27 protein-coding genes are annotated in these 25,646 nt (G+C 59.4%); 16 read left to right on the top strand and 11 right to left on the bottom strand.

Features of this window, described 5'->3' with window-relative positions; translation table 11 throughout:
• Positions 1–17 precede the first annotated feature (17 nt).
• From VL547_RS05830 to VL547_RS05865, 8 genes are read left to right on the top strand one after another with little or no spacing between them, the layout of a single operon-like run.
• Entirely contained in the window at positions 18–1,133 is a 1,116-nt protein-coding gene (locus tag VL547_RS05830) for a carboxylate-amine ligase (RefSeq protein ID WP_325576193.1), read from the top strand.
• Between the two features lie 12 nt (positions 1,134–1,145).
• Complete coding sequence (locus tag VL547_RS05835) at positions 1,146–1,688, top strand: sigma-70 family RNA polymerase sigma factor (RefSeq protein ID WP_325576195.1); 543 nt, start codon at positions 1,146–1,148, stop codon at positions 1,686–1,688.
• The gene (locus tag VL547_RS05840; protein WP_325576197.1) at positions 1,685–2,989 is read left to right on the top strand and encodes a hypothetical protein; all 1,305 of its coding nucleotides are present in this window, start codon (positions 1,685–1,687) and stop codon (positions 2,987–2,989) included. Before VL547_RS05835 ends, VL547_RS05840 begins: the two co-directional genes overlap by 4 nt.
• 23 nt (positions 2,990–3,012) lie before the next feature.
• Entirely contained in the window at positions 3,013–3,855 is an 843-nt protein-coding gene (locus VL547_RS05845) for a hypothetical protein (RefSeq protein WP_325576199.1), read from the top strand.
• A 10-nt stretch (positions 3,856–3,865) separates the two neighbouring features.
• Positions 3,866–4,780 (top strand): FAD-dependent oxidoreductase, encoded by a 915-nt coding sequence (locus VL547_RS05850; protein ID WP_325576201.1) that lies wholly within the window; start codon positions 3,866–3,868, stop codon positions 4,778–4,780.
• Positions 4,781–4,800: 20 nt separating this feature from the next.
• Positions 4,801–5,583, top strand: coding sequence for a type 1 glutamine amidotransferase (locus VL547_RS05855; RefSeq protein WP_325576203.1), 783 nt, complete (start codon positions 4,801–4,803; stop codon positions 5,581–5,583).
• Positions 5,584–5,596: 13 nt separating this feature from the next.
• Positions 5,597–6,058: a c-type cytochrome gene (locus VL547_RS05860; RefSeq protein ID WP_325576205.1), complete on the top strand. Its 462-nt coding sequence runs from the start codon at positions 5,597–5,599 to the stop codon at positions 6,056–6,058.
• Complete coding sequence (locus VL547_RS05865; protein WP_325576207.1) at positions 6,055–7,248, top strand: hypothetical protein; 1,194 nt, start codon at positions 6,055–6,057, stop codon at positions 7,246–7,248. The genes VL547_RS05860 and VL547_RS05865 overlap by 4 nt, the downstream gene beginning before the upstream one ends.
• Here VL547_RS05865 and VL547_RS05870 read toward each other — a convergent pair.
• The 7 genes from VL547_RS05870 to VL547_RS05900 all read right to left on the bottom strand — a co-directional run bounded on the left by VL547_RS05870 (position 7,245) and on the right by VL547_RS05900 (position 13,956).
• Complete coding sequence (locus VL547_RS05870; RefSeq protein WP_325576209.1) at positions 7,245–8,465, bottom strand: HAMP domain-containing sensor histidine kinase; 1,221 nt, start codon at positions 8,463–8,465, stop codon at positions 7,245–7,247. The two genes, VL547_RS05865 and VL547_RS05870, sit on opposite strands and share 4 nt — an antisense overlap.
• The gene (locus VL547_RS05875; protein WP_325576211.1) at positions 8,450–9,127 is read right to left on the bottom strand and encodes a response regulator transcription factor; all 678 of its coding nucleotides are present in this window, start codon (positions 9,125–9,127) and stop codon (positions 8,450–8,452) included. Before VL547_RS05875 ends, VL547_RS05870 begins: the two co-directional genes overlap by 16 nt.
• A 60-nt stretch (positions 9,128–9,187) precedes the next feature.
• Entirely contained in the window at positions 9,188–9,988 is an 801-nt protein-coding gene (locus VL547_RS05880) for a hypothetical protein (RefSeq protein ID WP_325576213.1), read from the bottom strand.
• Positions 9,985–10,512 carry a heavy-metal-associated domain-containing protein gene (locus tag VL547_RS05885; RefSeq protein ID WP_325576215.1) on the bottom strand — a complete coding sequence of 176 codons (528 nt, stop codon included), beginning with the start codon at positions 10,510–10,512 and terminating at the stop codon, positions 9,985–9,987. The genes VL547_RS05880 and VL547_RS05885 overlap by 4 nt, the downstream gene beginning before the upstream one ends.
• Before the next feature lie 145 nt (positions 10,513–10,657).
• Positions 10,658–11,041, bottom strand: coding sequence for an HYC_CC_PP family protein (locus tag VL547_RS05890; protein ID WP_325576217.1), 384 nt, complete (start codon positions 11,039–11,041; stop codon positions 10,658–10,660).
• Entirely contained in the window at positions 11,023–13,101 is a 2,079-nt protein-coding gene (locus VL547_RS05895; protein ID WP_325576219.1) for a putative porin, read from the bottom strand. Before VL547_RS05895 ends, VL547_RS05890 begins: the two co-directional genes overlap by 19 nt.
• A gap of 39 nt (positions 13,102–13,140) precedes the next feature.
• The gene (locus VL547_RS05900) at positions 13,141–13,956 is read right to left on the bottom strand and encodes a purine-nucleoside phosphorylase (RefSeq protein ID WP_325576221.1); all 816 of its coding nucleotides are present in this window, start codon (positions 13,954–13,956) and stop codon (positions 13,141–13,143) included.
• Positions 13,957–14,029: 73 nt separating this feature from the next.
• On the opposite strand from VL547_RS05900, the gene sucC reads away from it, so the two are divergent.
• Both sucC and VL547_RS05910 read left to right on the top strand, forming a co-directional pair.
• Positions 14,030–15,241 carry an ADP-forming succinate--CoA ligase subunit beta gene (gene sucC, locus VL547_RS05905; RefSeq protein ID WP_325576223.1) on the top strand — a complete coding sequence of 404 codons (1,212 nt, stop codon included), beginning with the start codon at positions 14,030–14,032 and terminating at the stop codon, positions 15,239–15,241.
• A 2-nt stretch (positions 15,242–15,243) separates the two neighbouring features.
• Positions 15,244–15,717 (top strand): GNAT family N-acetyltransferase, encoded by a 474-nt coding sequence (locus VL547_RS05910; RefSeq protein WP_325576225.1) that lies wholly within the window; start codon positions 15,244–15,246, stop codon positions 15,715–15,717.
• Positions 15,718–15,784: 67 nt separating this feature from the next.
• Here VL547_RS05910 and VL547_RS05915 read toward each other — a convergent pair whose 3' ends face one another.
• The 3 genes from VL547_RS05915 to VL547_RS05925 all read right to left on the bottom strand — a co-directional run bounded on the left by VL547_RS05915 (position 15,785) and on the right by VL547_RS05925 (position 21,696).
• The gene (locus VL547_RS05915) at positions 15,785–16,330 is read right to left on the bottom strand and encodes a DUF2911 domain-containing protein (RefSeq protein WP_325576227.1); all 546 of its coding nucleotides are present in this window, start codon (positions 16,328–16,330) and stop codon (positions 15,785–15,787) included.
• Between the two features lie 15 nt (positions 16,331–16,345).
• Complete coding sequence (locus tag VL547_RS05920; RefSeq protein ID WP_325576229.1) at positions 16,346–18,700, bottom strand: penicillin-binding protein 1A; 2,355 nt, start codon at positions 18,698–18,700, stop codon at positions 16,346–16,348.
• A gap of 71 nt (positions 18,701–18,771) precedes the next feature.
• Positions 18,772–21,696: a hypothetical protein gene (locus VL547_RS05925; RefSeq protein WP_325576231.1), complete on the bottom strand. Its 2,925-nt coding sequence runs from the start codon at positions 21,694–21,696 to the stop codon at positions 18,772–18,774.
• A 128-nt stretch (positions 21,697–21,824) separates the two neighbouring features.
• Here VL547_RS05925 and VL547_RS05930 point away from each other — a divergent pair, with 128 nt between their 5' ends.
• The 6 genes from VL547_RS05930 to VL547_RS05955 all read left to right on the top strand — a co-directional run bounded on the left by VL547_RS05930 (position 21,825) and on the right by VL547_RS05955 (position 24,733).
• On the top strand, positions 21,825–22,220 hold the full coding sequence (locus VL547_RS05930; RefSeq protein WP_325576233.1) for a hypothetical protein: 396 nt from the start codon (positions 21,825–21,827) through the stop codon (positions 22,218–22,220).
• A gap of 26 nt (positions 22,221–22,246) precedes the next feature.
• Positions 22,247–22,702, top strand: coding sequence for a polymer-forming cytoskeletal protein (locus tag VL547_RS05935; RefSeq protein WP_325576235.1), 456 nt, complete (start codon positions 22,247–22,249; stop codon positions 22,700–22,702).
• The gene (locus tag VL547_RS05940; protein ID WP_325576237.1) at positions 22,686–22,889 is read left to right on the top strand and encodes an AtpZ/AtpI family protein; all 204 of its coding nucleotides are present in this window, start codon (positions 22,686–22,688) and stop codon (positions 22,887–22,889) included. The genes VL547_RS05935 and VL547_RS05940 overlap by 17 nt, the downstream gene beginning before the upstream one ends.
• A 15-nt stretch (positions 22,890–22,904) precedes the next feature.
• A complete protein-coding gene (locus VL547_RS05945) occupies positions 22,905–23,288 on the top strand; it encodes a hypothetical protein (RefSeq protein WP_325576239.1) in 384 nt (127 codons plus the stop codon).
• Complete coding sequence (locus VL547_RS05950; RefSeq protein ID WP_325576241.1) at positions 23,288–23,911, top strand: hypothetical protein; 624 nt, start codon at positions 23,288–23,290, stop codon at positions 23,909–23,911. The genes VL547_RS05945 and VL547_RS05950 overlap by 1 nt, the downstream gene beginning before the upstream one ends.
• Positions 23,912–24,016: 105 nt before the next feature.
• Entirely contained in the window at positions 24,017–24,733 is a 717-nt protein-coding gene (locus VL547_RS05955) for an isocitrate lyase/phosphoenolpyruvate mutase family protein (protein ID WP_325576243.1), read from the top strand.
• Between the two features lie 166 nt (positions 24,734–24,899).
• Here VL547_RS05955 and VL547_RS05960 read toward each other — a convergent pair whose 3' ends face one another.
• Entirely contained in the window at positions 24,900–25,349 is a 450-nt protein-coding gene (locus VL547_RS05960) for a hypothetical protein (RefSeq protein WP_325576245.1), read from the bottom strand.
• Positions 25,350–25,646 lie beyond the last annotated feature (297 nt).

The following is a 25,646-nucleotide window of genomic DNA, read 5'->3' on the forward strand; positions in this document are numbered from 1 at the left end:
CTTATATTACGCTAACAATGTCTCCGATAAATTATAGCGCTTTCACCGTCGGCGTGGAAGAAGAGTACATGGTCCTGGACCCGAAGACCCTGGAGCTGACCAGCCACGACCAGAAGATCGTGCACGAGGCGCACAAGAAAATCGCCGACAAGGTAAAGGCGGAGATGCACCAGGCGGTGGTGGAAGTCGGGACCTCGATCTGCAAGGACATCGAGGAAGCGTACAAGGACGTGAGCACCCTGCGCAAGACCATCCACCAGATCGCGGGCGACCTGGGTTTTGCCGTCGGGGCGGCGGGAACGCATCCTTTCAGCCACTGGCAGACCCAGCTGATCACGGACCACCCGCGGTACAGCGAGATCGTCAACGAGATGCAGGAAGCGGCCCGGAGCAACCTGATCTTCGGGCTCCATGTCCATGTCGGGATGGAAAGCCGGGAGATGGCGCTTCACATCGCCAATTCAGCCAGCTATTTCCTGCCCCATATTTACGCCCTGAGCACCAACTCCCCCTTCTGGGAAGGGCGGCAGACGGGTTATAAGTCCTTTAGAACAAAGGTTTTCGACAAGTTTCCACGGACGGGTATCCCGGAGTATTTCGAGAGCATCGAGGCCTACGACAACTACGTCAAGCTGCTGGTGAAGACCAATTGTATCGACAATGCCAAGAAGATCTGGTGGGACTTGCGGGTGCACCCCTACTTTAACACCGTGGAATTCCGCATTTGCGACGTGCCCATGACCGTGGAGGAGACCATCGCCCTGACGGCGCTGATCCAGGCGGTTTGCGTCAAATTGTACAAGCTCCGCACCCAGAACCTCAACTTCATCATCTACCCGCGCGCCCTGGTCAACGAGAACAAATGGCGGGCGAGCCGGTATGGGATCGACGGCAACCTGATCGATTTCGGAAAGGAAGCGGAGGTCAATACCCGCGTATTGATTTACGAACTCCTTGATTTCGTGGATGACGTGGTCGATCACCTGGGAAGCCGACCAGCCGTCCAACGTATCCAGTCGATACTGAATGGGGGCACCGGGGCCGACCGGCAGCTGGCAATATACGAGGCGACCCATGACCTGCACCCGGTCGTGGACGGTATCAGGGCTGAATTTCTCAAAGGAATTTCGTAGATTGAGTTCGCTTTGAGCGAACACCAGATCATCCAGGGCTGCATCGATGGCGATGTCCGTTGTCAGCGCATGTTGTTTGACCAATATGCGGGCAAAATGATGATGGTCTGCCTGAGATATGCCTCGGATCAGATGGAGGCTGAGGATATTTTGCAAAACGGTTTTGTAAAGGTTTTCCGGCACATCGGGCAGTTCAAGTACCAGGGCTCCTTCGAGGGCTGGGTGCGCAAAGTGATGGTGAATACGGCGTTGAAGTATTGCCAGCGCAAACGCATCCGTTTCGACGAGCTCCACCCGGAAATGCCCCACATGCCCAGTGTGGAACCTTATGTGTACAGCCTGCTGGGGGAAGCGGACCTGCTCCACCTCATCCGCCGGCTGCCGGAAGGCTATCGTTTGGTCTTCAACCTGCATGTGATCGAGGGTTATAGCCATGAAGAGATTGCCCGGATGCTGGACATCAAGGACAGCACGTCCCGTTCGCAACTGGTCAAAGCCAGGCGGATGTTGCAACAGGCGATTACCTCTTTGCATAAAACCACGATTGCCGTATGAGTGTGAACGATCCCTTTTTTGATGCCTGGGTGCGGGAAATGCTTCGCGGAGCCGAAGCCCGCCCACCGGAGCACCTATGGGATGTCATCCGGAGGGATTCCCGCTTTTATGTCGTCAGGGAACGGCACAAGTACCTGTTGGTGCTCCTGTTGCTGTTGCTGGTCACGGGGAGCCTGGCGTGGTGGGGTATCCATCCGCTCGTGCACGATACGGGGAATGTTTCAAAGGTTGCCGCGGCCAGCCGGGACATGTCGACGCCCCGGATGCCCGACACGCGTCCGGTCATCAGCGGACACCGGGCGGCAATGGCGGAGGCGCGCCGGATAACGCCGGATAACGCCATGCCGGCGATGGCCCACGTAACACCGGAAACAGCGGCGGCCGTGGATGGTCCGAAAATCACCTTGAACACAACCGCCCCGGCCGGCGACGCAACGCCCACGGCCATCGACGCCATGCCCGCGGCGGACCTGAAGCATACCCCCCTGGGCCCCGCTCTTTCGCTAAGCCCGGAGGGCGATCCCCTGAAAAGTAACGCACGCCCTCTCCTGTCCGTAAAGCGCCGGAACCATACCTACATCGAGCTATACGCCGGCCCCGACCACGCCACGCACTATATCACCGCCGCCAATACCCAGTATAAAGAATACGTACAGCAGACCAAGGGCGCGGTGATGCCCTATCCCAGCTTCAGCCTGGGCGTGAACGTCGACCTGCCGCTGTTCGGCGATAACTGGCGGCTCCGGACCGGTTTGCATTATTTCCAGATCAACGAGCAACTGCACTACTACAACCCGGCGGCTACCAAAACCGTCAACCAGATAACGACCCGGAGCGTGGTCCAGCCCTCGGGCCAGATCGTCCTGGTGAGCGATACCGCGCAGGTTACCTATAAAGGGACCTATGTGAAACAATCCCTCAACGCCTACCGCGGCATCGACATCCCACTCATCATCTCGCGAACGCTGATCGGCAACCCGCAGTTCCAGCTCGACGGGAGCGTCGGAACATTTGTCAACCTGGCTGCATGGTATACAGGAGACATCCTCGATACGACCAACGAGCCCGCAGCCCTGCACCGCGGCGCCGACCGGGGAACGGCCACCTGGAAGAAAAACATCGGAGCCAGCCTCTACGGCAGCCTTTCCATCCGCGACCGGCTCACCAGCCGCATCCAGATCAGCCTGGAACCCTATATCCGCTACGAACTGGGACCCATCAACCAGGAGGTGGGCGTTTATAAAGAAAGGTTCGTGACCACGGGCCTGGCGCTCGGTTTGCGGTATGCGTTAGGCAGATGATAAAAAACAGGCGACTACATATCGTGTCGTGGCTGATCGTCCTGACGGGTTGCACAAAAGACGTCGCCCAATTCTCACCCGCGCCGCTGTCGGATACCGCCTGGGTGCAGCAGGTTTCCGCATCCGCCGCTGTCGCAGGTCTTCGCGATACATTACAGTACGCCATAGCCACCGATACCGTCCAGCTTTCCCAAACCGATACGCTTTTATTGGGCAGCATCTCGTGTATCCTCCCCGGATCGGGTTGGACTACCGGGCAGGGTTCGTCCTACACCGGCGCCGCCATAGTCCGGGCGCGTTTGTTCGACAAACCCGGGGAATTGATCCGGGAGTTCGCGGGCACCCTCGTCCAGGGTTCACCGGTCAGCGTAGACGCGGTGGTCTATCTGGAAGTGACGGTGGGGGGCGCTGCCCTGACACCCAAAGACACCATTGGGTTCACCACCGGCGACAGTCTTTGGTCGGGCGACTACGTACAAAACAGCCTCCAATGGAATACACCGGGTGGATTGCCGGGCGTCCTGCACACCGGCTGGTTCCTGTTCGGCTCCACGGCGTCGGGGGGCGTAAACACGCTCACGGTAACGCTGCCGTCCGGCTTCAGCAATGCCAACACGGCGGTATTTTGCTGGATGCCCGGCAAACGGGTATTGGCCTTGCTGCAGGGGGACTACAACTCCCGCAGTTTCGGCGCCCGGGGCCTGCCCGGTGACAGCCAGGCGACGATAGTAAGCCTTACGTCCACCGGGGCGGCTTATTACCTGGGCGCTCAAACGGCCTCTATCTCCGGCGGACAGGTATCGATTGCCCTCTCGCCCGGAACGCAAACCCTGGGATACGTCACGAACTATCTCGAACAGTTGTAACTTCAGCTCCATGGATATTACCGTGCTGGGCGGGGGCGTCATCGGACTGACGACCGCCCTGAAGCTGCAAGCCGAGGGACATCGCGTTACGCTAAGGACCTGGAAGGTACACCCCGACATCACATCCGAACGGGCCGCGGCCTTTTGGTCACCCTATCGTATAGGCGAAGACGAACGGACCTTTTCATGGATCGCGGAGACATACCGGGAATTGGAAAAAATAAGCCGTATCCCCGGGAGCGGCGTCAGCATGATCCCGCTCAGAAAATACCTGAGGGACGGCGAAGATACCACCGATCGCTGGTGGCTCCGGGCGGTACCCGATGAAAAGTATAGCCCGTTAACCGATCTGCCCGCGGGTTTCGCGGCGGGCTGGACCGTGGCGGTGCCCCTGATGGAGACGCCGGTGTATCTGCCCTACCTGATGAAGCGACTGTTGTCCGCGGGCGTCCCCATACACACCGGTCAGCAATTGAGGTCGTTCGACGAGTTGGAAGGGACGCTCGTGAATTGCACCGGTCTGGGTAGCCGGGAGCTCTGTAACGACCCCGGGGTCATACCGATACGCGGCCAGATCGCGCTCTTGTCACCGCAGACGGTTGGGGCGATCGTCGTAGACGCCGATACGCCCACGTACATAGTGCCCCGGGCCGACGGCTGCGTCGTGGGCGGTACCTATGAGCGCGGCCAGGAGCAGGAAACCACCGACCCCGCGACCATCGCCGCCATCCTGGAGCGGGCGCCGGGGCTCGCACCGGGGATCGATACGACGCGGGTGCTGCGGACCTATGCGGGTCTGCGGCCGTACCGGAGCAGCGTCCGCCTGGAAAGGGACGGCCGCGTCATCCACCACTACGGACATGGCGGGGCGGGATTCACGCTCTCCTGGGGCGCCGCGGCGGAGGTCGCCCGGCTCGTGCGGTAGAATTTCCTATGTTTGCACGCATGCAACCCTTTCGCGTCGCCATCCTGGACATGTATGAAGGCAGGCCCAACCAGGGCATGCGCTGTCTGCGTGAGCTGCTGGCGACTTTCGCGGCGGAGCGGGGGCTCGACCTGGGCATACGGGAATACGACGTGCGGCTGAAGCACGAAGTACCCAGTGGCTCGTTTGATGCGTATATCTCCTCGGGCGGTCCCGGTTCGCCCCTCGACAGTGAAGGCAGCGCCTGGGAAAAGGTCTATTTCGACTGGCTCGGCGGCATGGAGCGCGCGCCGGTCTTTTTTATCTGCCATTCCTTCCAGCTGGTCTGCCGGTATTATAAGCTGGCGGAAGTCTGCCCGCGCAAGTCCACCGCCTTCGGCGTTTTCCCGGTCCACGTCCTCGAAGGCGGTAAGGACGAGCCCGTTTTTGCCGACATGGCCGACCCCTTCTATGCGGTGGACAGCCGCGACTTCCAGGTCATCCGGCCGGACATGGAAGCGCTGGCCCGCCGGGGAGCCAGGTTATTATGTATCGAAAAGGAACGCCCCCACGTGCCGCTGGAACGCGCGTTGATGGGTATCCGTTTCAGCCCCACCTGGATCGGCACCCAGTTCCACCCCGAGGCCGACGCCGCGGGAATGTACCAATACCTGCAGATGGAGGACAAGCGGCAGGCGGTGATCGCGGAGCACGGCCTGGCGAAGTGGGAAAGCATGACACGGCAGCTGGAAGACCCGGAGAAGATCATGTGGACCTATCACCATTTGCTACCGGCGTTTTTCAAGCTGGTTTCACCGAAATAACATAATTTAACGCATGCAAACAACCACCATTCCTAAAAAGAGCCTGGGCATCGTCGTCGCCCTTGTTCTGACTGCCGTCTGTGTCAGCGCCTTCACGCTACGAGCGCCCCAGCAACACAAGCGTAACCTGAAGGTGTTGCCGGAGAACATCAGCCGCGACAGCCTCGACATGATCATGGACCATTTCAAGATGGCCCTGGGCGTGAAGTGCGGCTTCTGTCACGCGCAATCGACGACCAACCCCGGCCACCTGGACTTCGCCAGTGACGACAAACCCGAAAAGGAAATCGCGCGCAAGATGATGATCATGACCAATGACATCAATCAGAAGTACATGCGATTCAACGACGACACGACCAAGGGCGAAGCCGTATCCTGTATCACCTGTCACCGCGGCGACCCCCATCCCGAAGTGAAGTATGAACAGGCTCCTCCTCCCCCGCCCTCACTGCCTGCGCAAGGTTCCCATAAATGATACCGTCTGCGCGCACGGCCTTTAACGAAGGTTTCACCGACGGCAAATACCAGGAATTCCTTCGCGCCCTGGACAGCGTCCATCCCGGCGCTATCGACTTTCGCGTGGCGGAAACCCCGGTATTTGTCCCCCGGCCCTTCCGGGAACAAATGGAGGACGTCTGCGCTTATATCATCGACCTGATCAAGGAACCCGGTTTCCGTGAGAGGACCGCGGCCGCCATCCCACCCGGGCAGTGGACTCCCGGAGAACAGGCGCACCCGCATTTCATTTCCTTCGACTTTGGCGTCTGCGTGGGAGAGTCGGGTATGCCGGAGCCGAGGCTGATCGAGCTCCAGGCTTTCCCCACCCTCTTCGCCTTCCAGGTGCTCCTGCCCGAAACCTACCGGGCGCAATTCCCTATACCGCCTGGCTATGACTACCTGTTGGGCGGGTTTACCCGTGAAGGGTATATACGATTGTTGAAGGACGTTATCGTGGGACCGCTTCCCCCCCAGGAGGTCATCCTGCTCGAAGTCAAACCGCACGAGCAAAAGACCCGGATCGACTTTTACCTCACCGAGGACTACCTCGGAATACGGCCGGTGTGCATCACGGAGCTCGTACCCGAAGGCAAACAACTCTTTTACTACCGGGACGGCCTCAAGACCCGGGTGCGCCGGATCTACAACCGCATCATCGTGGACGACCTGCTGGCGCAACGCGACAGCCTGGGGCCCGTCATCGACCTGACCGGCGACTGGGAGGTCGAGTGGGTATCACACCCCAACTGGTTCTACCGCGTGTCCAAGTTCCTGCTGCCGATGCTCCGGCACCCGATGGTACCCCCTGCCTTTTTTGTACAGGACCTCAAGCAGCCGCCGGCGGACCTTTCGTCGTTCGTCCTCAAACCCCTGTTCTCGTTTGCCGGTCAGGGCGTCATCCTGGACGTCACCACCCGGGACCTGGAAGACCTGCCCGACCCCGAGAACTGGATACTCCAGCGGAAAGAGACTTACGCCGATATCATACGGACTCCGGACGGACCCGCCAAGTGCGAGCTCCGGCTGATGTATTTCTGGAAGGACGGTGAGGCGTATCCGGTTCCCGCGAATAACCTCGCCCGCTTGTCCAAAGGCAAGATGATCGGTACGCGGTATAACAAGGATAAGACGTGGGTGGGCGGGAGCGCGTGTTTTTTCCAGCCCTAAAAAGTCACCGTGAAGGTGTGCGTGCCAGCTTCATAGCCATAGCGTACCTCCATGCCCGAGATATCCGCGATCTCCTTGACGATGGCCAGTCCCAGACCCGCCCCTTCGGAAGGGTGCTGTTTCTGGAACCGCTGGAACAACCGGGCGGGGTCGAGGGGTTCCGCCCGGCCGGTATTCCTGATGCTCAGCAGCCCGGGGCGCAGCGTAACGAGCACCTTTCCCCCCGGGATGTTGTGCCGCACGGCGTTACCCACGAGGTTATTGACCAGGCTCTCGGCCAGGAAGGGGTGTATGTTAGCCATCCCGGGTTCCATATCCATGGTCACCTCCAACCGGTGCTCGCGGATCCAGTCCTGCTTTTCGGCCAGCAGGGGTTCGAGCGCCACCGGCTCTTTTTCGATGAACTGACGGTTCTCGATACGGGTGAGCAGGAGGAGGGACTGGTTCAGGCGGCTGAGGCGGTTGACCGACTGGAGCAGCTGTTGCATTTGTTCCAGCTGCCGGGGGCCGGAACCGGGCTCCTGCATCATCAGGTCGAGCTTTCCCTTGATCACCGCCAGCGGGGTCTGCATCTCGTGGGCCGCGTGGTCGGTAAACTGCTGAAGGGCCATATAGTCGCGTTGCATCTTGGCGGTCATGTCTTCCACCGAGCGGCCCAACAGCGCAAACTCATCGATATTGGACGTTCCGGTTCCGCCGTTCCGCGGGCCGGACAGGCTAAACCGGTGCAAATAATCGAGCGTTTGGTAAAAGGGCTGCCATATCCGCCTGAGCAATAACCGGTTGCCCAGGAACAAACCCACCAGGAGGACGCCGATGGAGCCGGCGGTGACCCAGAGGATGATCCAGAGCAGGTCCTCGGTTTCCTCCAGCGATTTGGAAATGGTGACGGCGTAGTCTTCCCCTTTTACCTGTATCGAGAACTGTATGCTCCGATCGTCGTCGTCGTCGACGAAGTGCCGGCGTTCCCGGTAACCCGGCCGGGGCGCCCATTCCAGGCGCTGGTCCCGGTACCGCGACGGTGCGGGCAAGGAGTCGTGCAGGCGGACGAAGTCCTGTATTTCCTGCTGCTCGATCCTGAGATCGTTGTCTACCTGGTGGATCAGCACGTACCGGATAGTCAGGTAATAGGCCAGGCATCCCAGTACCAGCAACACGGCCAGCAGCGCAAAGTAAAAGCGTTGGTAGGTAGCCGCCAGCTTCATGGGGTCGTCCATTTGTATCCTACCCCATATACCGATTGGAGATAGTCCCCGGCCCCTGCGTCGAGAAGCTTTTTGCGCAGGTTTTTGACGTGGGTGTAGATAAAGTCGTAGTTGTCCACCATGTCCATATTGTCACCCCACAGGTGTTCCGCCAGGGCGCTTTTGGATATGACCTTGTTCCGGTTGGACAGGAGATAGACGAGCAGGGCGTATTCCTTTTTGGTAAGGGTCACGGGCGTCCCGCTCACCTTGACGGTCCTGCCCTGCGTGTCCACCTGTATCTCCTGGTACTCCAGGAGGTTGTTGCCGCCGAACTGCTTCCGCCGGATGATGGCCGCCACCCGCGCGCCGAGCTCCGGCAGGTGGAACGGCTTGGCCAGGTAGTCGTCCGCGCCCATCTGGAGCCCGGTGATCTTGTCTTCCAGCTTGTTCTTGGCCGAGATGATCAACACTCCTTCGGTCTTGCGGTTTGTCTTTAATTCCCTGAGGAGGGCAAGCCCGTCCCCGCCCGGCAGCATGATGTCCAGGAGGATGCAGTCGTAGGCGTAGAGGTCGATCTTTTCCAGGGCCTCCGCATACGTCATGGCCGATTCGCAGGTGTAGTCTTCCAGCGAAAGGTAGGCGGTCATGCTGTCCAGCAGGCCGGGCTCGTCTTCGACGATCAGCAGCTTCATCCGTTGGTCGGTTTCATCGGGCCAAAGTACGCGGTAAATCTGACAAAATCCTGAAGGCGGCTAGCGGCCTTTGGAGTGGCTCCCGTAGGCGTTCAGGATATTATACTCCAGCCGCACAAAAAGTCCCCCGGTCGCCCATCGCTCCATGCTTCCCGCCACCTGCGTCCGGTAACCCATGTCCAGCCGCGCGATGCTGTGAAAGATCAGCTGCAGCGCGGGCGCGATGTCGGCATAGCCCGCCCGTTTGTCGAGGGCGGTGGCGCCGAGCAGCTCGCACATCAGGTTCAGGTTGGTCTGCCGGTAGTTGGTATAGTGCCGCGGCAGCAGCAGAAGACCGGCGCTGGCCGTATAGCCAAAAGCCTGGCGCGACGCCGGTCCGCCATCCCAACGCTGGGTATACGAAGCCGACCCCGACAGTGCGAGCTTGTGGAGGAGCTGGGTAGCGACGACGCCCATCTGGCCGCCGGTATTGGTCCCGCTGAGGTCGATCTCGTCCTTGTAGGCAGGACGGCTGGCGACCGACGCGACCTTGCCGAACAGGGCCACCCGGAAGTGCCGGTGCACCTCGTCGTGTGCAAACACCCGGTATTTCGCGTACAGGCTACCGCCCTCCGGGCCGAAGGTCCGGCCCATGTCCGAGGCGTATCCCGCCACGTGAACCATCCAGCGACGGCTTGCGCCCCACATGATCTCTGGGGAGACGCGGTAGGCGCCGTTGTTGTACACGGTATTGTCCAGGCGGAGCCCGATGGAGCGGGTGGCCATGTTGCTGGCGGGTTCGGTAAATACGTACAACTCCTGGGCATGCAGGGAGGGGCTCGCGGCGATGGCCGCGAGTCCCCAAAGGATCATTTTCTTCATATGGTTACGTGATAGACCCGGGTGGCGTCTTTGGCGGCGGCCGCGCCGCTGTATTGCTTGTACACCTTTGCCGGGAGGAAACCCTTATCCACCACGCGCAGGGTCGTTTCCCCATTGAGCGTGGCGTCCGTCACGTGGACGAAGTAGAAGGCCAGCCCGTCGAGCGTGACGTAGGCGTCGTTGCGTACCGGTACGTGGTCGAGGGAAATGGTCAGGGTCAGCTTGTCGACCGAGAAACCGGCGCCGACCACCGCTTGTTTGAGCGCGTCGATATCGGGGGTGCCTTTGAAAACGATGGCAAAAGACGAGTGTTCCACGTCGGGCGCGACCTTCTCCACAAAGGGGAGGGCTACGAGCGCCTTGTAGATCGAGTTGGAGCACATGGAACACGTAAGACCGCTGGCGACGAGGTCGGCGCGGCTGAAGGAGGGAGTGCCCCCGGCGCGGACGGAGGACGCGTTGCCGCCGGCATGCACGGCCGCGGCTATGAGGAGGCCCAGGGCTAGGGCGAGAATTTTTGTCATAGATCTGAGTTTAATGTGAGAAAAACAGCGCGCGGCGGTGCGGGTGCTGCGCTTCTGGTGTGAGCGCGCGGCGCGGGTATGCGGCGCTCTATGGCGCGGCGCGTTGCACGGTGGCGTGGCGCGGCCGGCTCAGGAGGGGCGGCGCTCAGATCGTTAGGTGACGGTGACGAAGATACAGGGGAACTTTACCGATGTCCGGCGGGGCATGGACCGCTTCAGCGGGTTGCGCCGCCTCGATCGCTTCGGGCGGCGGGGGCAATAACAGCGGCGTGGCGGCGATCGCCGGGGCGGTGACCACCGTGACGGCGCCCGCCTGGTGCACGTCGTCGACCTTATATACCTTGACGTCGGTATGGCAGCAGCCATGCGCCGATGGGCCGCAGGGGTCGGCGGCCGCCCGGAACAGGCGCACGCCGGCCACGTGCCCCATACAGTAGTGGGTGCTGACGACGGTACCCAGGGTGGTCATCAGGTAGACCAGGGCCAGGAAACCAGTGGCGGAGCGTTTTATCAGTTCACGAAACCCCATCGGATGCCAAAGTGGATGATTAGACCAGGATCGGCGTACCCTACAAAGGTACGGTTCACGTCCTTAAAACCAAAGGGACTTAGACTCAGGGAGTTCAGGTTTTCCGCCCGGGCGATCAGGTAGAAGGTGTGGATGCGGAAATGGACAAAGGCGTCGATCTTTGGCCGGTTGTGGTATGTAATGGAGCCGCGGCCGTAAGCGGTATCGATCGTGCTCAGCTGTGGAAAGAACTGTCCCTCCAGCGGGGAGTACTGGTCGGTTTTGAAGGCCGTAGCGTAGCGGAACTCCAGCCCGGCCGCCAGGTCGAGCTTCCGGAAGAAATGACCCGAATAGGCGATCCGGTCCCGGGTATAGAACACGGGGACGCGCACCGGGGCGTCGCCGGTGACCTGTTGGAGATAAAAGTCCCCGTACCACGTCCAGCGCCGGGTCAGGTGGGTTACCTTTTGAGCGGACAGCTGGAGGAGGTTGAAGGGGGTGGTATACTGCGCCACCCCGGTATAGTCCTTGAGGTAGGTGTAATTGGTCATCAGGAAGTAGTGGGCGCCCACGTCGAGGTGGATCGACGGAACCGATAAGAATCCGAACAATTGCGTGTTGTTTTCCGTGGAAAGGCTGCCCGGCTGCGTGGTCTGGTTGAAGTTGAAGCTGCTGTACGTCTGAAAGACGGACGACGCCGTCCGGTTGATGTTCTGGAAACCCAGCTGGAGGTATCCGATCCTTCGCCCCAGGCTGCGGGAGAGGCTGGCGTAGACTTCATAGTTGCCGGCGTACGACCCTTCCAGGTACAACTTCCCGTTCAGGTCGATGTCCCATTTCCGGTTCCGGGTCTGGTTCCGGTACTCGGCGTGACCATAGACGTTGTAAAACTCCTGTATGCTGCTGAAGAAGGTGCCCTTCAGGTTTTCGAGGCTGATCCCTTCGGTCAGGTACTGGCTCGGGTTTTTGGCCACCGGGTACTGGAAAAGCGAAAAGTCGTTGACGAGCTGTGTCCACTTGTCCTGTATGTAAAAACCCGGTAGCGGGGTGCTGAAAAAGCCGTAGGCATTTTGGTAGAAGTGCGTCCCCGAATCCGGGTTGTTGTCTACGAACTGGTAGTTGTAGGTGTTGAGCTGGATGGTGTGCTGGAGGCGTATCCGGGGGTAAAACAGGTAATACGTCGTGGAATCGTTGACCACGACGGAGTCCTGTTGCCCCAGGTCGTACTGCTGCCGGAGCATGAACTGGAAGTCGCTGTAGTGCGTCCCGGTCTGAAGGGTCGTGTTGAAGATGTTGCCCTGGTAGTCCGAGGTGTTCCCGAGGTTGGTGGGCAGCTCGAAGCGGGACTGCCCCCTGTAGAGGGTATCGGTCACCTCGTTGTCCTTGAGGAAACCGCCGTTTTCCTCCGTCTTGAGGTTATTGCCGATAAAGCCACCGTAGAGGTGATACCGCTTGCGCGGCGATTCGTACCAGGTATACAGGCTGTAGTTGTTGTGGTTGGACTTCTCGCTCTTGTATTGCCCCGGACCGCCCGTGAGCCGGTACTGGAAGGCGAAGTTCCAGTGCTGGTTGATGTTCTGCGTGTGCAGGACGCCGATATTCTGCTCGTTGGCGCTACCCAGTATGTAGCTCATTTCGGTATATGGTCGCGTCGTCGTGAAAAAACGGGTGTTCTGCCAGCTGAGGCGGTATATGTCCAGCCCGTGGAAACCGGCGTCCCATCCCGCCCGCATATTGGGCATAAAGATGATGGACTTGGCCGGCGTGCCGACATTCCCCAGCGTCCAATAGTTCGCGGGAACGGGGTAGAACTTGTCGATATCCGCGACGGAGGTGTCCAGCTTGTATATGTGCGTGGAATCCAGGAACCGGTACGTCAGCGTCAGCGTATCCTCCAGACCCGTGCGGTGTTTCAGGGAATCTTTTTTCCCGCCCTTGCCGCCGCCCTGACCCATACCCTGGAGACTTTGCATCCCGGGCACGTTTCCAAAGGGGTTCTGCGCCCTCAGTTCCTGAAAGCCGCTGATGACGCAGACAAGCAGGATACTTAACCGGATTACCGTTCGTAGACTCAAGCGCATAGAGATTCGGGCAAAAATAGAGGATTATATCGGGTGATGCTATAGACGCTCCACCAACCCCCCAAAAATCGCTGTTAATTTTGGCTCCGCCGCGGCGGCCGCTTCCAGTACCTCCTGGTGGGTGATGGTATTGGCCTCTTCGCGGATACCCAGGTCCGTAATGACGCTCATGGCGAAGACCTGCATACCGGCGTGGACGGCGGCGATGACCTCCTGGACGGTGCTCATGCCCACCGCGTCGCCACCGGCCAGGTGAAGGAACCGGTACTCCGCACGGGTTTCGAAGGTGGGGCCGGTCACCCCGCAGTAGACGCCGTCATGGACGGGGATGTCCAGGGCCGCGGCCACCAGCCGCGCTTTTTTGATCAGCTCGTGGCTATAGGGTTCGCTCATGTCCGGGAAGCGCGTCCCGAGTGCGGGATCGTTGGGCCCGACCAGCGGATTGGACACGAACATGCTGATGTGATCCCGGATGATCATCAGGTCTCCCACCCGGAACCGGGGGTTCATCCCCCCCGCGGCATTGGAGATCAGCAGGGTGTTCACCCCCAGGAGCCGGAGCACCCGGATCGGGAAAACGACCTGTTGGGGGGTATAGCCTTCATAAAAGTGGAACCGGCCACTGAGCACCGCAACATTCCGTCCCCGGAGACGACCCAGGATCAGCTTCCCCTCGTGCCCTTCGACGGTGGATACGGGGAAATGCGGAATGTCCTTGTAGGGTATGGACATCTCCCCTTCGATTTCGTGGGCCAGGTTACCCAGGCCGCTGCCCAGGATGATGCCGGTTTCGGGTAAAGGAGCGGCCTGTTCGCGGATATAAGCGGCCGCTTCCTGTAGTTGTTGCATGATCATTGGGGCAAAGATAAAGGATGGCTGGTTTTGCGGCGCGACCACAGTTTTCTTATCTTCGCCAAAATTTTTTCGTATGAACCTACATGAATACCAGGCGAAAGAGTTACTCAAGAAATATAATGTCCCCGTCCAGGAAGGATTTGCCGTCAGCACCCCCCAGGACGCTGAGGAAGCTTACCGGCAGATCAAGACATTATACGGTAGTAATTTCGCGGTAGTCAAGGCGCAGATCCACGCGGGCGGCCGGGGTAAAGGTAAGATCGTCGGTACGGAACAACGCGGGGTAGCCGTAGGCAAGAACGGAGAACAAATCAAGGAGATCGCCCAGAACATCCTCGGCGGCACCCTGGTGACCATACAAACCGGTCCCCACGGCAAGGTCGTCAATAAGGTTTTTGTCGCCCAGGATGTATACTACGAAGGTCCGAACCCCATCAAGGAATTTTACCTGTCCATCCTGCTGGACAGGACCAAAAAACAAAACGTCGTCATGTACTCCACCGAAGGAGGCATGGACATCGAAGAGGTCGCCCACAAATCGCCCGATAAAATCTTTAAGGAATGGGTACACCCAGCCGGTGGTCTGCTGCCCTTCCAGGCCAGGAAGATCGCCTTCAACCTGGGGCTGAGCGGCGAGGCGTTCAAATCATGCGTCAAGTTCGTCACCAACCTCTATAACGCTTATATCGGCCTGGACTGCAGCATGGTTGAAATCAACCCGCTCTTCAAGACCAGCGACGATAAGGTGATCGCCGTGGATTGTAAGATGAACCTGGACGACAACGCCCTGATGCGCCACCCTGACCTTTCTTCGCTGCGGGACATCACCGAAGAGGACCCCACCGAAGTAGAGGCTGGTAAATACAACCTGAACTTCGTCAAGCTCGACGGCAACGTCGGCTGTATGGTCAATGGCGCCGGTCTGGCGATGGCGACCATGGACATGATCAAGCTCAGCGGCGGCGAACCCGCCAACTTCCTGGACGTGGGCGGCTCCGCCAACGCACAGACGGTCGAAGCCGGTTTCCGCATCATCCTGAAAGACCCGAAGGTAAAGGCCATCCTGATCAACATCTTCGGTGGTATCGTCCGTTGCGACCGCGTCGCCCAGGGCGTCATCGATGCCTACAACAAGCTCGGCAACATCAGCATCCCCATCATCGTCCGCCTGCAGGGCACCAACGCCGAGGAAGCCAAGAAGCTCATCGACGAAAGCGGTCTGAAGGTCGAGTCGGCCATCCTCCTGAGCGAGGCGGCCCAGCTGGTGAACAAGGCAGTAGCCTAAAAATGCTTATCCGCGATATCGAGCCGGCGGATAACGCTCCCCTGGCTTCCATCGTGCGGGGCGCGCTGGCGGAGTTCGGTGCGAACAAACCCGGGACGGTATTTTTCGATCCGACGACCGATCATCTCTATGAGTTGTTCCGGACGCCGGGGTCGAAGTACTTCGTCGCGGTCGATGGTGAACTGCTCGGCGGCGCCGGGATTTTCCCATCGGCTGGGCTCCCACCGGATACGTGCGAACTTTGCAAAATGTATCTCCGCCCCGATGCCCGTGGCCGCGGTTTGGGCGGCGCGTTGATCCGCCGGTGTCTCGATGCCGCGCGCGCGGCGGGTTACACAAAAGTCTATATCGAATCCATGCCCGAACTGAGCCAGGCGCTCGCCGTATACGAGCGGTTCGGGTTCAAATACCTCGACGGGCCGCTCGGCGACACGGGGCACTTCGGGTGCGACCGGTGGATGCTGCTGGAGCTGTAGCGGCCGCCGCAAAACAAAAGCCCCGCGCGGGTGAGCGCAGGGCCTGAATGTCATTTAGTGGCGGGGGCTACCCCTTAGCCACGTGGAAATTCACTTTCTTGTCCCCCCATACGAGCGACACGACACCGTCCTTACCAATCAAAAAGGTCATCCTTTCCATAAAGGACTCCGATTTGCCGGAAGGGACGGTAACGCGGAGCACATCCTTGTCCTGGTGGTAGGTGTAGGCGCCCCAGGTCGGCTTGCCGTTGGGCAGCGTCAGCTCGGAGTTGAAGATAACGGTCCAGTCGCCGTCGGTAGGGATCGTAAAGAGGTCATAGGTACCGGCGGGCAGGGTTTTGCCTTCGATGGTAACAGGGGCGGATACGGTAAAGGTCGTTGCCTCGTTGGCGCCCGTGCGCCATACCTGTCCATAGGGTGCGATTTCCTTGCCGATGGTGCGGCCCTTGACGGCCGGCTGGCTGTAATCGATAGCGACGCTTACGCCGCCCCTGATGGTCTCCTTGACCGTAGCGGGAGGGCTCGGGCGCTTGGACTTGTCTTCCGCTTCCTGGGCGGAGACGGACTGGGCCACAAATGCGCCCGCAAGGGCGAACAGTAGTAACTTTTTCATAGCAATGAAAGGGGTTTAATTATTGTCTTTCTTTTTGAAAGGATTTATCCGTTGCCAAAACGTTTTTTTATGGGTCGTGTCTCCCTTACCCTGGTTGGCCGCCTCTTTCAGCACCCGTTGCTCTTCCGGGTCGGGCTTGGACTCGGGTGCGATGTATTCGCTTTTGCCGGGGGTGACGGTGTTGTAGTCGTCGGCTTTGCCGTTCCCGTAGTCGTCTTCACCGGACTGGCTGCCATACTGGCCCAGGTTCTGGTAGTCGTACTGGGCGTCGTTCCTGAGTGAGGCCGGGATATTGAACCGGGCGTTGGGGTCTACACCCAGGGTCTTGTCTTCGTAGGCTTTCTGGAAGAAATAGCCCCATATGGGGAGCGCGATGCGGTTACCCTCGCCCGTGATCTTTTCGAACGGATCGTCAAAACCCACCCAGGCCCCCGCGAGCAACTGGGGCGTGTAGCCGATATACCACAGGTCGGTGTTGCCGTATTGGGCGCCGGTCTTACCCATGGTTCCCGTTTTCCCCGCCATTTCCCCCTGGAGGTCGTACACGCCACGGAGGCTGCTGCCGGTGCCGTTGTCCACCACGCCCTGCATCATCCGGATCATCGTGTAGGCGGCGGCCTCGCTGATGACCTGTTTGCGCTCGGGGACCGAGGTATACAGGATGTTCCCGTTGCGGTCCTCGATCCGGGAGATATACACGGGTTTCACGTTGACGCCGTAACCCGGGAACATCGTATAGGCGCGCATCATTTCATACAACGAGATGTCGCCTGCCCCGAGGGCGAGCGACGCGTAAGGGGGCAGCTTTGCCTCGATGCCGCACTGCTGCGCGAAGTGGATGATGGGCTCGGGCTTGAACTGGTTCATCAGGTAGACCGCGGGCGGGTCGTACGACCAGGCCAGGCAGACGCCCATGGGGCCGCCCTTGCCATCGATCTCCTTTCCGCCCATGCTGATAGGGCCGGCGGGTAGCATGGTTTCAGGCGTGTAGCCGTTCTCCACGGCGTAGGTATAGATCAGCGGCTTGAAGGTGGAACCCACCTGCCGCTTGGTATCGATGTTGGCGTGGTCGTATTTGAAGCGTTTGAAACCCGCGCCGCCGACCCAGGCCTTGACCTCGCCGGTCACGGGGTCCATCACCATAAACGAGCACTGGATGATCTCCCGGTGGTATTTGATCGAGTCCAGCGGGGTCATCACGGTGTCCTTTTCGCGCTTGTCATTCCAGGCGAAGACCTTCATGGGCACCCGTACGGTGAAGGACTTCCGGATCTCGGCTTCCGGGATGCCGGCCGCCTCCAGGTTGTTCCAGCGGTCGCTTTGCTTCATCGCCGCTTCCAGGATGCTTTCGTGTCCTTTCCAGATGGCCCCGCTCCGGACGTTCGGCTGGGCGAAATAGATCTTTTGCAGGGCGCTCAGCTGGCGGGCCGCGGCCTCTTCGGCGGCGGTCTGCATCCGGACGTTGATCGTGGTATAGACCTTCAGCCCGTCCCTCAGGAGGTCGTAGGGCTGCCCGTTGGCTTTTTTGTGTGTCTTGCACCAGTCCTTGAGCTCGTCTTCGAGCACGCTCCGGAAATAAGGCGCGTACCCGTTGTTCTCGTCCATCTTGATATAGTTCAGCTGGATGGGCGCGCGTTTGGCCTCGGCGGCCTGCATGGGCGTGATATACCCGGCGGAGGCCATCAGGTTGATGACCGTGTTCCGGCGGTTGAAGGCCGCCACGGGGTTGCGGCGGGGGTTGTACAGGGTATTCCCTTTCAGCATACCCACCAGCACCGCGGCTTCGTCGATGTTCAGCTCCGCCGGTTCCTTCTGGAAAAAGGTGCGGGCCGCATTACGGATACCGTAGACGTTTTCGCCAAAGGAAACGGTGTTGAGGTAAAGGGCGAGTATTTCGTTTTTGGTAAAGTTGCGCTCCAGCTTGACGGCGATGATCCACTCCTTGATTTTTTGCGTGCTCCGCACTATGGAATTGGAGGAGTAGTTGGTAAAGAGGTTCTTGGCCAATTGCTGCGTGATGGTGCTCCCGCCCCCGTCCCTGGCCAGGTGGATGACGGCGCTGCCGAGGCGATAGAAGTCGATCCCCGAGTGCTCGTAAAAACGCTTGTCCTCGGTGGCGATCAGGGCGTCGATCACGTTGGGCGAGATGTCCTTGAATTCCACGTTGGTCCGGTCCTGTACGTAGTATTTCCCCATGGACGTGCCGTCGGAAGCGATCACCTCGCTGGCCAGGGAGGCCGAGGGGTTCTCCAGCTCCGAGATGGACGGCATGCGCCCGAAGACACCCCAGTCGGCCAGCAGGATGAACAGGAATAACAGGCAAAGACCGATGAGGAAGACGCGCCATAGGATGCGAACGGGAGTCGACATAGACTTTTGTATTGGGCTGACTTTTTGTATTGGGCTCAAAACTAGGTATTCCCGTGCAAAAAGTATACCCGCTAATGGGTGGCCGGCATATTCTTGAGATAGGAATCGATGAAGTTGGCGTATTCCATGAGGTTCTTTTTGCTCCGCAGGACGTCCAGGTTATCGAGAGAAATCACCATAAACCGGTATTTATCCGCCGATAGCCAGGGAACGATCTGTTTGGGCGCATTTTTCCGGATGTCCTGCTGGTAGTCCAGCGCCTCGATGATGCTCTTGAACGGTCCCAGTTTCAGGATATTGATGCCTGGCTGGAGGTTGACCGTGTCGATACCGATGCTCTCCTGGTAGTGTACGGCCTGGTTGTAGCGGTCGAATGCGTTTTTGGCCTCATTGGCATACATCGTGGCTACCTGGGTCATCACGACCAACACTACGTGCGGGGAGGCCGGGTCCCACAAGTAGTTGTCGCTGTGCAGCCCGTGCGTCGGCGCGTTGGTGGTCAGCAACCCCGGCCGCATCAGGCCGGCGGTATCGCCAGGTATCCTCAGCATCGAATCCTGCCGGTTCACCAGCGCCCGGCGGAGATCGGGCTGCGTCTTTTCGGGCGGTGGGGGCGGCTTCACTGCCGCCACGGCGGCTGTTGTATCGATGTGCAGCGAATCTCCCTTGTAGCGCGTGATCTTCAGATTCCGGAGATACGTCTCGATCATTGGCCGGCGGCGGATCACGTCCACGAGCAGTTTGGCCCGGGGCGCCACCGGGTCCTTGGGAAACTGGCTTTGCAGGTCGTTCAGGGTCTTGACCGCCAGGGTGTCCTGGCGTTCGTGGGCGTAATAGACGCCCTGGATATACATGAGCTGCGGGGTCCAGTATTTTTTGCCCCAAACCGAATCCGCGGCCTGTTTTTCCGCCAGCGCCGAGTCATAGTTGCCGGCGATGAACTGGTCATAGATCCCCTTGTACCGGGCCGTCGCTTCGGCTGCCATGGGGTCTTTGGACGGCGCCGCCGACATCTGGGAGGACGCCTTCCCATTGGGGTAGCGCTGGTGGAGCAGGTTCAGGTAATAGTTCGCCTTGACCTCGTCTCCCAGCAGATGCCAGCAGACATACAGGTCGTACAGCGTGGACTCGGTCTGATAGGTGGGATAACGGCCATATAAGGTCTCCAGCGCCTTGACCGCGGCGCGGTCGTCGCCCACCTCGTTCTTATACAACCCGCCCAGCCGGTACAAGTGGTAGGCGACGGTATCGTTGGACGCTTCCAGCGCTTTGGGGTTTAGGGGAATGTCTGCCATCAGCGCTTCCATGGTCAGCACCAGGGGTTTTTCCGGGGTCTTTTTTGTTCCGAGCGATTCCTCTGTGGTTGTTTGGCGTTGCAGTCCCCCCAGGGAATTGGCGATCGCGCTTTGCCGCCGCCAATTGTCCACGTTGGGCCGGCTGCCCCAGTGGACGTTGAAGTCCTGGCTGCCCGAGGACCGTATCCCCTGGTTATAGAAGTACCACTCCCCGCCGGCGGCGCCGGTTCCGAAAAGGTCGTTTCCGCTCAGGGAATCACGCGGGGCGCCCCCCATGAAACCGGCATTTTCTTCTTTTAATCCCTGGGCCTTCAACAGCTGGCGCAAAACGCCCCGGACAAAAGCCGTCCTTTCCGTTTCCGACATGGCCGCGATCCGCTGGAGGCTGTCTTCCCGTTCTATTTTGAGGATGCTGACCAGCACCTGGTCGTAAAGGGTTTTGTCTTTTCTAAGCTGGTTGGCCCGATCTTTCAGCTCCGGGTCCGCCAGGTTGAGGCTGTCGTAAGAACGGGCCACGACCTTATAGTCTCCTCTTGCCTTGCCGAGCTCGCTCATCATAAGGAACGCCTGGTTCCGCACGGGGCCATGGCCGGCCCGGGCGCTTTGGTCCAGGAAACCCATGGCTTGTGTCGTATCCGGCACCTGGAGGGCCAGCCGCGCGGCGGAAAGAAAGAGGATGTCGCGGAAGGGGGCGAACCGGTCCTTGTCCGCGAGCCGCAGCAGGGCCGCGATCGTTTGCGGAATAGTTTGCTTGTTGTTGCCCTGCGCCAGCAGCGCACGGTACAACCGGCCGTAGATGTCGATCCGGGGGTCAGTGCTCAGCTCGGTCGCCTTGCCGTACCATTCCGACGCCAGGGCCGGTTTGCCGGTCATTTCATACAGCTGCGCCAAAAGGTATTCCCAGCGGGCTTCGTCCTGGCTGCTGGCGGCGTTGGGAAGCGCGCGTTCCAGGTATACCGCCGTGGAATCCCAGGCCTCCTGCTGATAAAACCAATAGGCCTCCTGCTCACACAAAGCCGGCCGGAGACGTTCCGGGAACAACGGGTCCGTCCGGAGCAGGCTGATCAGCCCGGCGGCCTGGGCGTACTTCCCCTGTTCGGTATAGCTCCTGATCTGCCAGATCAACCCGTCGTTCCGGCTGGGCGGCCGGTTGAACGCCTGGTGGGCGATGGAATGGCTTTCCGGGTTGACGATGCTGATCTGCCCGTCCTTGGCCTGGCTCCCCGTCCCGATCGCAATGTGGTAGTCTCCTTCCTCCTTTACATAAAAATGATAGTTCAGGAACTCCAGGATGTGGTCCGCCGAGTCGAATTTCCGATTCAGCAGGAAGGCCTCTCCCATCAGGAGATAAAGGTTGTCGACCCATCCGTTGCGGAGGTCGTGGAGCACGATACCGGCCGTGCATTTGTAGACGACCGAATCCAGCTCCACCTTGTCGGTGGCGGTTTCCGACAGCGAGTAGCCGTAGAAGGTTATCAGCTGCGTCAGGTCGTCCTTGTGCATGTGCCGCGCCCGGTCCAGGACCTGGAGTATCTTCTGGTGCGCGTTGAAATAATAGTTGTAGTGGGTCACCGTACCCTGAACGAAACGCCGGAGCACCGTGTTCTTGGTCGACGTGCTTTTTTCAGAGGCCAGGGTTTTGCTCTCGAAAGGGGCAGGCTTTTTGAGGGTGAGGTCGTAACCTGCCTGGGCGTGCAACATCGCTGGCGTTAGCAGTATAAGCCAGGCACAGAGGATTTTAATAGTATGGTGAGTTGTTCTGTTCAGTTGGGCTATATAACTGCAAACAACACAAAATATTTTACTTTTAGGTCGAAAAAGTGTGGAATATGGCCCTTTTTGATGGGAATAAGACCCTGAAACGCTTGCAGAACCGTTACCGGCTGGTCATCATGAACGACGACACCTATGAGGAAGTCATCACTTTCAAGCTGACCCGTATGAGCGTTTATGTGGCTTTGAGCACGATTTTTGTGATTTTGATCGGCCTGACGGTGGCGCTTGTGTCATTTACCAATTTAAAGTACTATCTTCCGGGCTACGGAAACCCAAGCGAACGGAGGGAGTATATTCAGCTCAAGTACCGCACTGATTCCCTGGAAAGGGAAATGCAGATGAAGGATCAGTACCTGGAGTCGATAAAGAAGGTTATGACAGGGGACGTCACCGAAAAAAGGGACACTACGGCACTAAAGGTACCCGCCGTGGAGTCGACCGACGATTAATCTTTGCAGCCCTAAATGCGCATAATATGTTTACATCCAAATCCAAAGAAAACAGCTCCGTTCCGGAAGCCACTCCGGCTAAAGTAGGTGCCAGTATCATCGCCGCAGGCACCACCATCAAAGGCGACATCGAATGCTCCGGCGACATCCGCATCGACGGCACCCTGAAAGGGAACGTCCACGCCACCAACAAGGTATTTATCGGTAGTGACGGCATGGTTGAAGGCGACATCAACTGCGTCCACGCAGACATCCTGGGCAAGGTCCAGGGGAAGGTGACCGTCAAGGACCTGCTCAACATCCGCGGCAAGGCCCACGTAAAGGGGGATCTCTTTACCGGGAAGCTGCAGGTCGAGCCGTCCGCTTCCTTCAACGGCAACTGCCATATGGCGGGAACTGCTTCCGTCAACGTCGCTGCCTTACCGGGTGCTTCTTCGATGACCGTCGGAGAAGAAGAGCCCGAATATGCCGAAGCAGAATAAGTCTTTATTGCAATACGCCGGACTGGCTACCCAGATGTTCGCAGCCATCGGCATAGGGGTATTCCTGGGTATAAAGGTGGACCATTGGGCCCACCTCAGGACGCCTGTTGCCACGTGGCTGCTGCCCCTGCTGATCCTGGCCGGGATACTGATCCGGGTGGTACGTGATACGGGAAAAGGAAATTAGTTGCATATTGCAGGTATGAAGCGATTCCTCCTGGCGAGCTTTGTCCTTTTTGTCCTGGCCTGCGGGCTCGTGCTGGCGTTCAGGGGTTCCCTGGGCGGCTGGAACATACCCGCGGCGCCAGTGCTGTATGGCAATATCTGGCTTTTCGGGATCACCCTCCTGGCTTTTTACCTGGAGCTGAAGGGGGTCCGTCAGACCAACGCATATGCCTTTTTCCGGTACGTATATACCGGTATGCTCCTGAAATTATTCCTGTCGGTGGCGGTGGTGCTCGTCTACGCCGTGACCGACCGCGCCGCGCTGACCAGGGGCGTGGTCCTTTTTTGGCTTTTGTTGTATATCGGCTACACCGGTTTAGAGGTGTTACAGCTGGTCCGCGCGGGTAAAGTGAAGCAGTAATGGCAAAAAATGAACACCCGCTGGAGGCGTTGAAAGACTACCTGCCCCCCGGGACATTTGAACATATCGCTGGGTATCTCCATCAATACAAAGTCCACCTGACCGTTTCCAGGGAAAGGGCTTCCGTGCTGGGCGACTACCGTAACGCCACGACAGACCGGCACCACCGCATCAGCGTCAACGGCAACCTCAACCGGTACGCCTTCCTGATCACCCTCCTCCATGAGCTGGCCCACCTCCTCACCTTTGACCGTTACGCCCATACCGTCGCCGCCCATGGTAAGGAATGGAAACACCAGTTCGGGCTCCTGTTGGCCCAGTTCCTCCAACACGACGTTTTTCCCGCGGACATCCGTCGCGCCCTGGAGCGCAGCCTCCACAACCCTGCCGCCAGCAGCTGCGCCGACGACGACCTGATGCGGGTGCTGCGCAAATACGATCCCGTCTCCGAAAAGCACGCGCTCGTGGAGGAGCTGGCCGTGGGCGAGCTCTTCCGCACCCGCGACGGGCGGACCTTCCGGCGGGGGGAGGTGGTGCGCAAGCGCATCCGGTGCGTCGAGGTGCCGTCGGAGAAGGTATACCTCTTCAGCCCCATCTACGAGGTCGAGCGCGTGAAACGCTAGCGCGTTCCGCGGCCGCGCCCCCGCGCCGCCGCCCGGGGCGCTGGACTACCGCCTCTTTCCTCGCTGGACCCTGTTTTGCGCAGCGCTTAGGCGTATCTTTCTTTTATGAACCACTTCCAACGTTTCAACGCGCTCCATCGCTCCGGCAAGCTTTTGCTGTTGCCCAACATCTGGGACGCCGCCGGCGCCCGGATGCTCGAAGCGCTCGGTTATCCCGCGGTTGCCACCGCCAGCTTCGCCGTGGCGCGCGCGCACGGCTACGAGGACGGGGAAAAGATCCCTTTTGACAAGGTCTGCTGGCTGGTCAGTCGTATCGTGGCATCGGTCGGCGTGCCCGTGACGGCGGACATCGAGGCGGGATATGCCCGCACCCTGGATGGTTTGCGGCAGAATATCCGGATGTTGGTCGACACCGGCGCGTCGGGGATCAATTTCGAGGACAGCGACCCGGCGTCGCAGTCGCTGCTGTCCATCGAAGACCAGACCGCCCGTATCCGCGCGATCCGCGCCGAGGCGCCCGAGCTGTACATCAATGCCCGCGTCGACGTATACGTGCGCCCCTGCGACAACCCGCTGTCAGAAGCTCTTTCACGGGCGCGCGCCTACCTCGAAGCCGGGGCCTCCGGCATCTTCCCCGTGGGGGCGGTCCCGTTGTCCGATGTCGGGGCGCTGGTCGCCGGCATCGCCGGGCCGGTCAACATCTCGTTGGGCGCGCACGACCTGCGCGAACTGGAGCGCCTTGGTGTGGCGCGCGTGAGCATGGGGCCGGGGTTTCAAACGAGGGCGCTCGATGCGATGAAAAATATTGCGCTAGGCCTCTAAAGGAAGGAGTTGCGAAGAATATTACGCGCTATTTTTCCGGGAATTCGAACCAATCGGTTATCCTTTTTATAACTCATTGGCCTTTTATGCACTTGCCGTTGTTTTTGTCGTGCATGTCGTCGATAGATCAAATCTCATTGAGCAAACCGTCGCCATGTAATGTCAATTAGTCGATGGGCCTGGGAACGACTAGCCGCGCGGAGTCGACGACGTAGTCGGTATTTAATATCCACAGGCTATCGGCATACAGCATGTATGTTTTAATCTCACCGATCCCCGGGACATCCAGGGCAGTCATGACGGTTCCATAGGTTACGCTGTCACTCCAAAGAAATTTCACTCCGTGGAGGGTATCGTGCGCGTTCCTGATTTCCGCTACCCGGATACGGGCATAGGCCAGTAGCACATTGTCTGTGTCAGGTTTGCCGGTGAGCCGCAGCGGCAGATAATCCCTTGGATGCTGATCCAGGGACTGCCGGGTAAAACCGTGGAATGACTTGCCATAATAATCAGGCATGGCGATCCGCTTGACCGAATAGCGTTGCGGGGGCATCCGGGCGACCCATGTAAGGGCGAGCAGCACGAGGGGCAGCCACATCCATCTCAGATACTTCATGTCCATTAAGATGCAGGAACCCGCAAAATTCCATAAGCCGGAGGCAACTTTATTTTCGCGGCGGGGCACTCGAAGGCGGGGGCGGGGGGGCGGGGGGCACGCGAAGGCTTGGGGCGCGGGGGCGCGGGCCGCGGAAGCGCCTAGCGGAACCGCACCGGCGGACCCTTGTGCCCGCTCGAGATGTTGCCGGCGACGCCCAGGCTGTAGTAGAGTGTCGGGGCCGCGTTCTCGGAGACGCCCACCTGGTATTGGGCGTGGACGAATAAAAATGCCTCGTTGAAAAAGTTGACTTGGATC

Origin of the sequence: Dinghuibacter sp., assembly GCF_035492835.1 — a bacterium.
Lineage (GTDB): Bacteria > Bacteroidota > Bacteroidia > Chitinophagales > Chitinophagaceae > Dinghuibacter.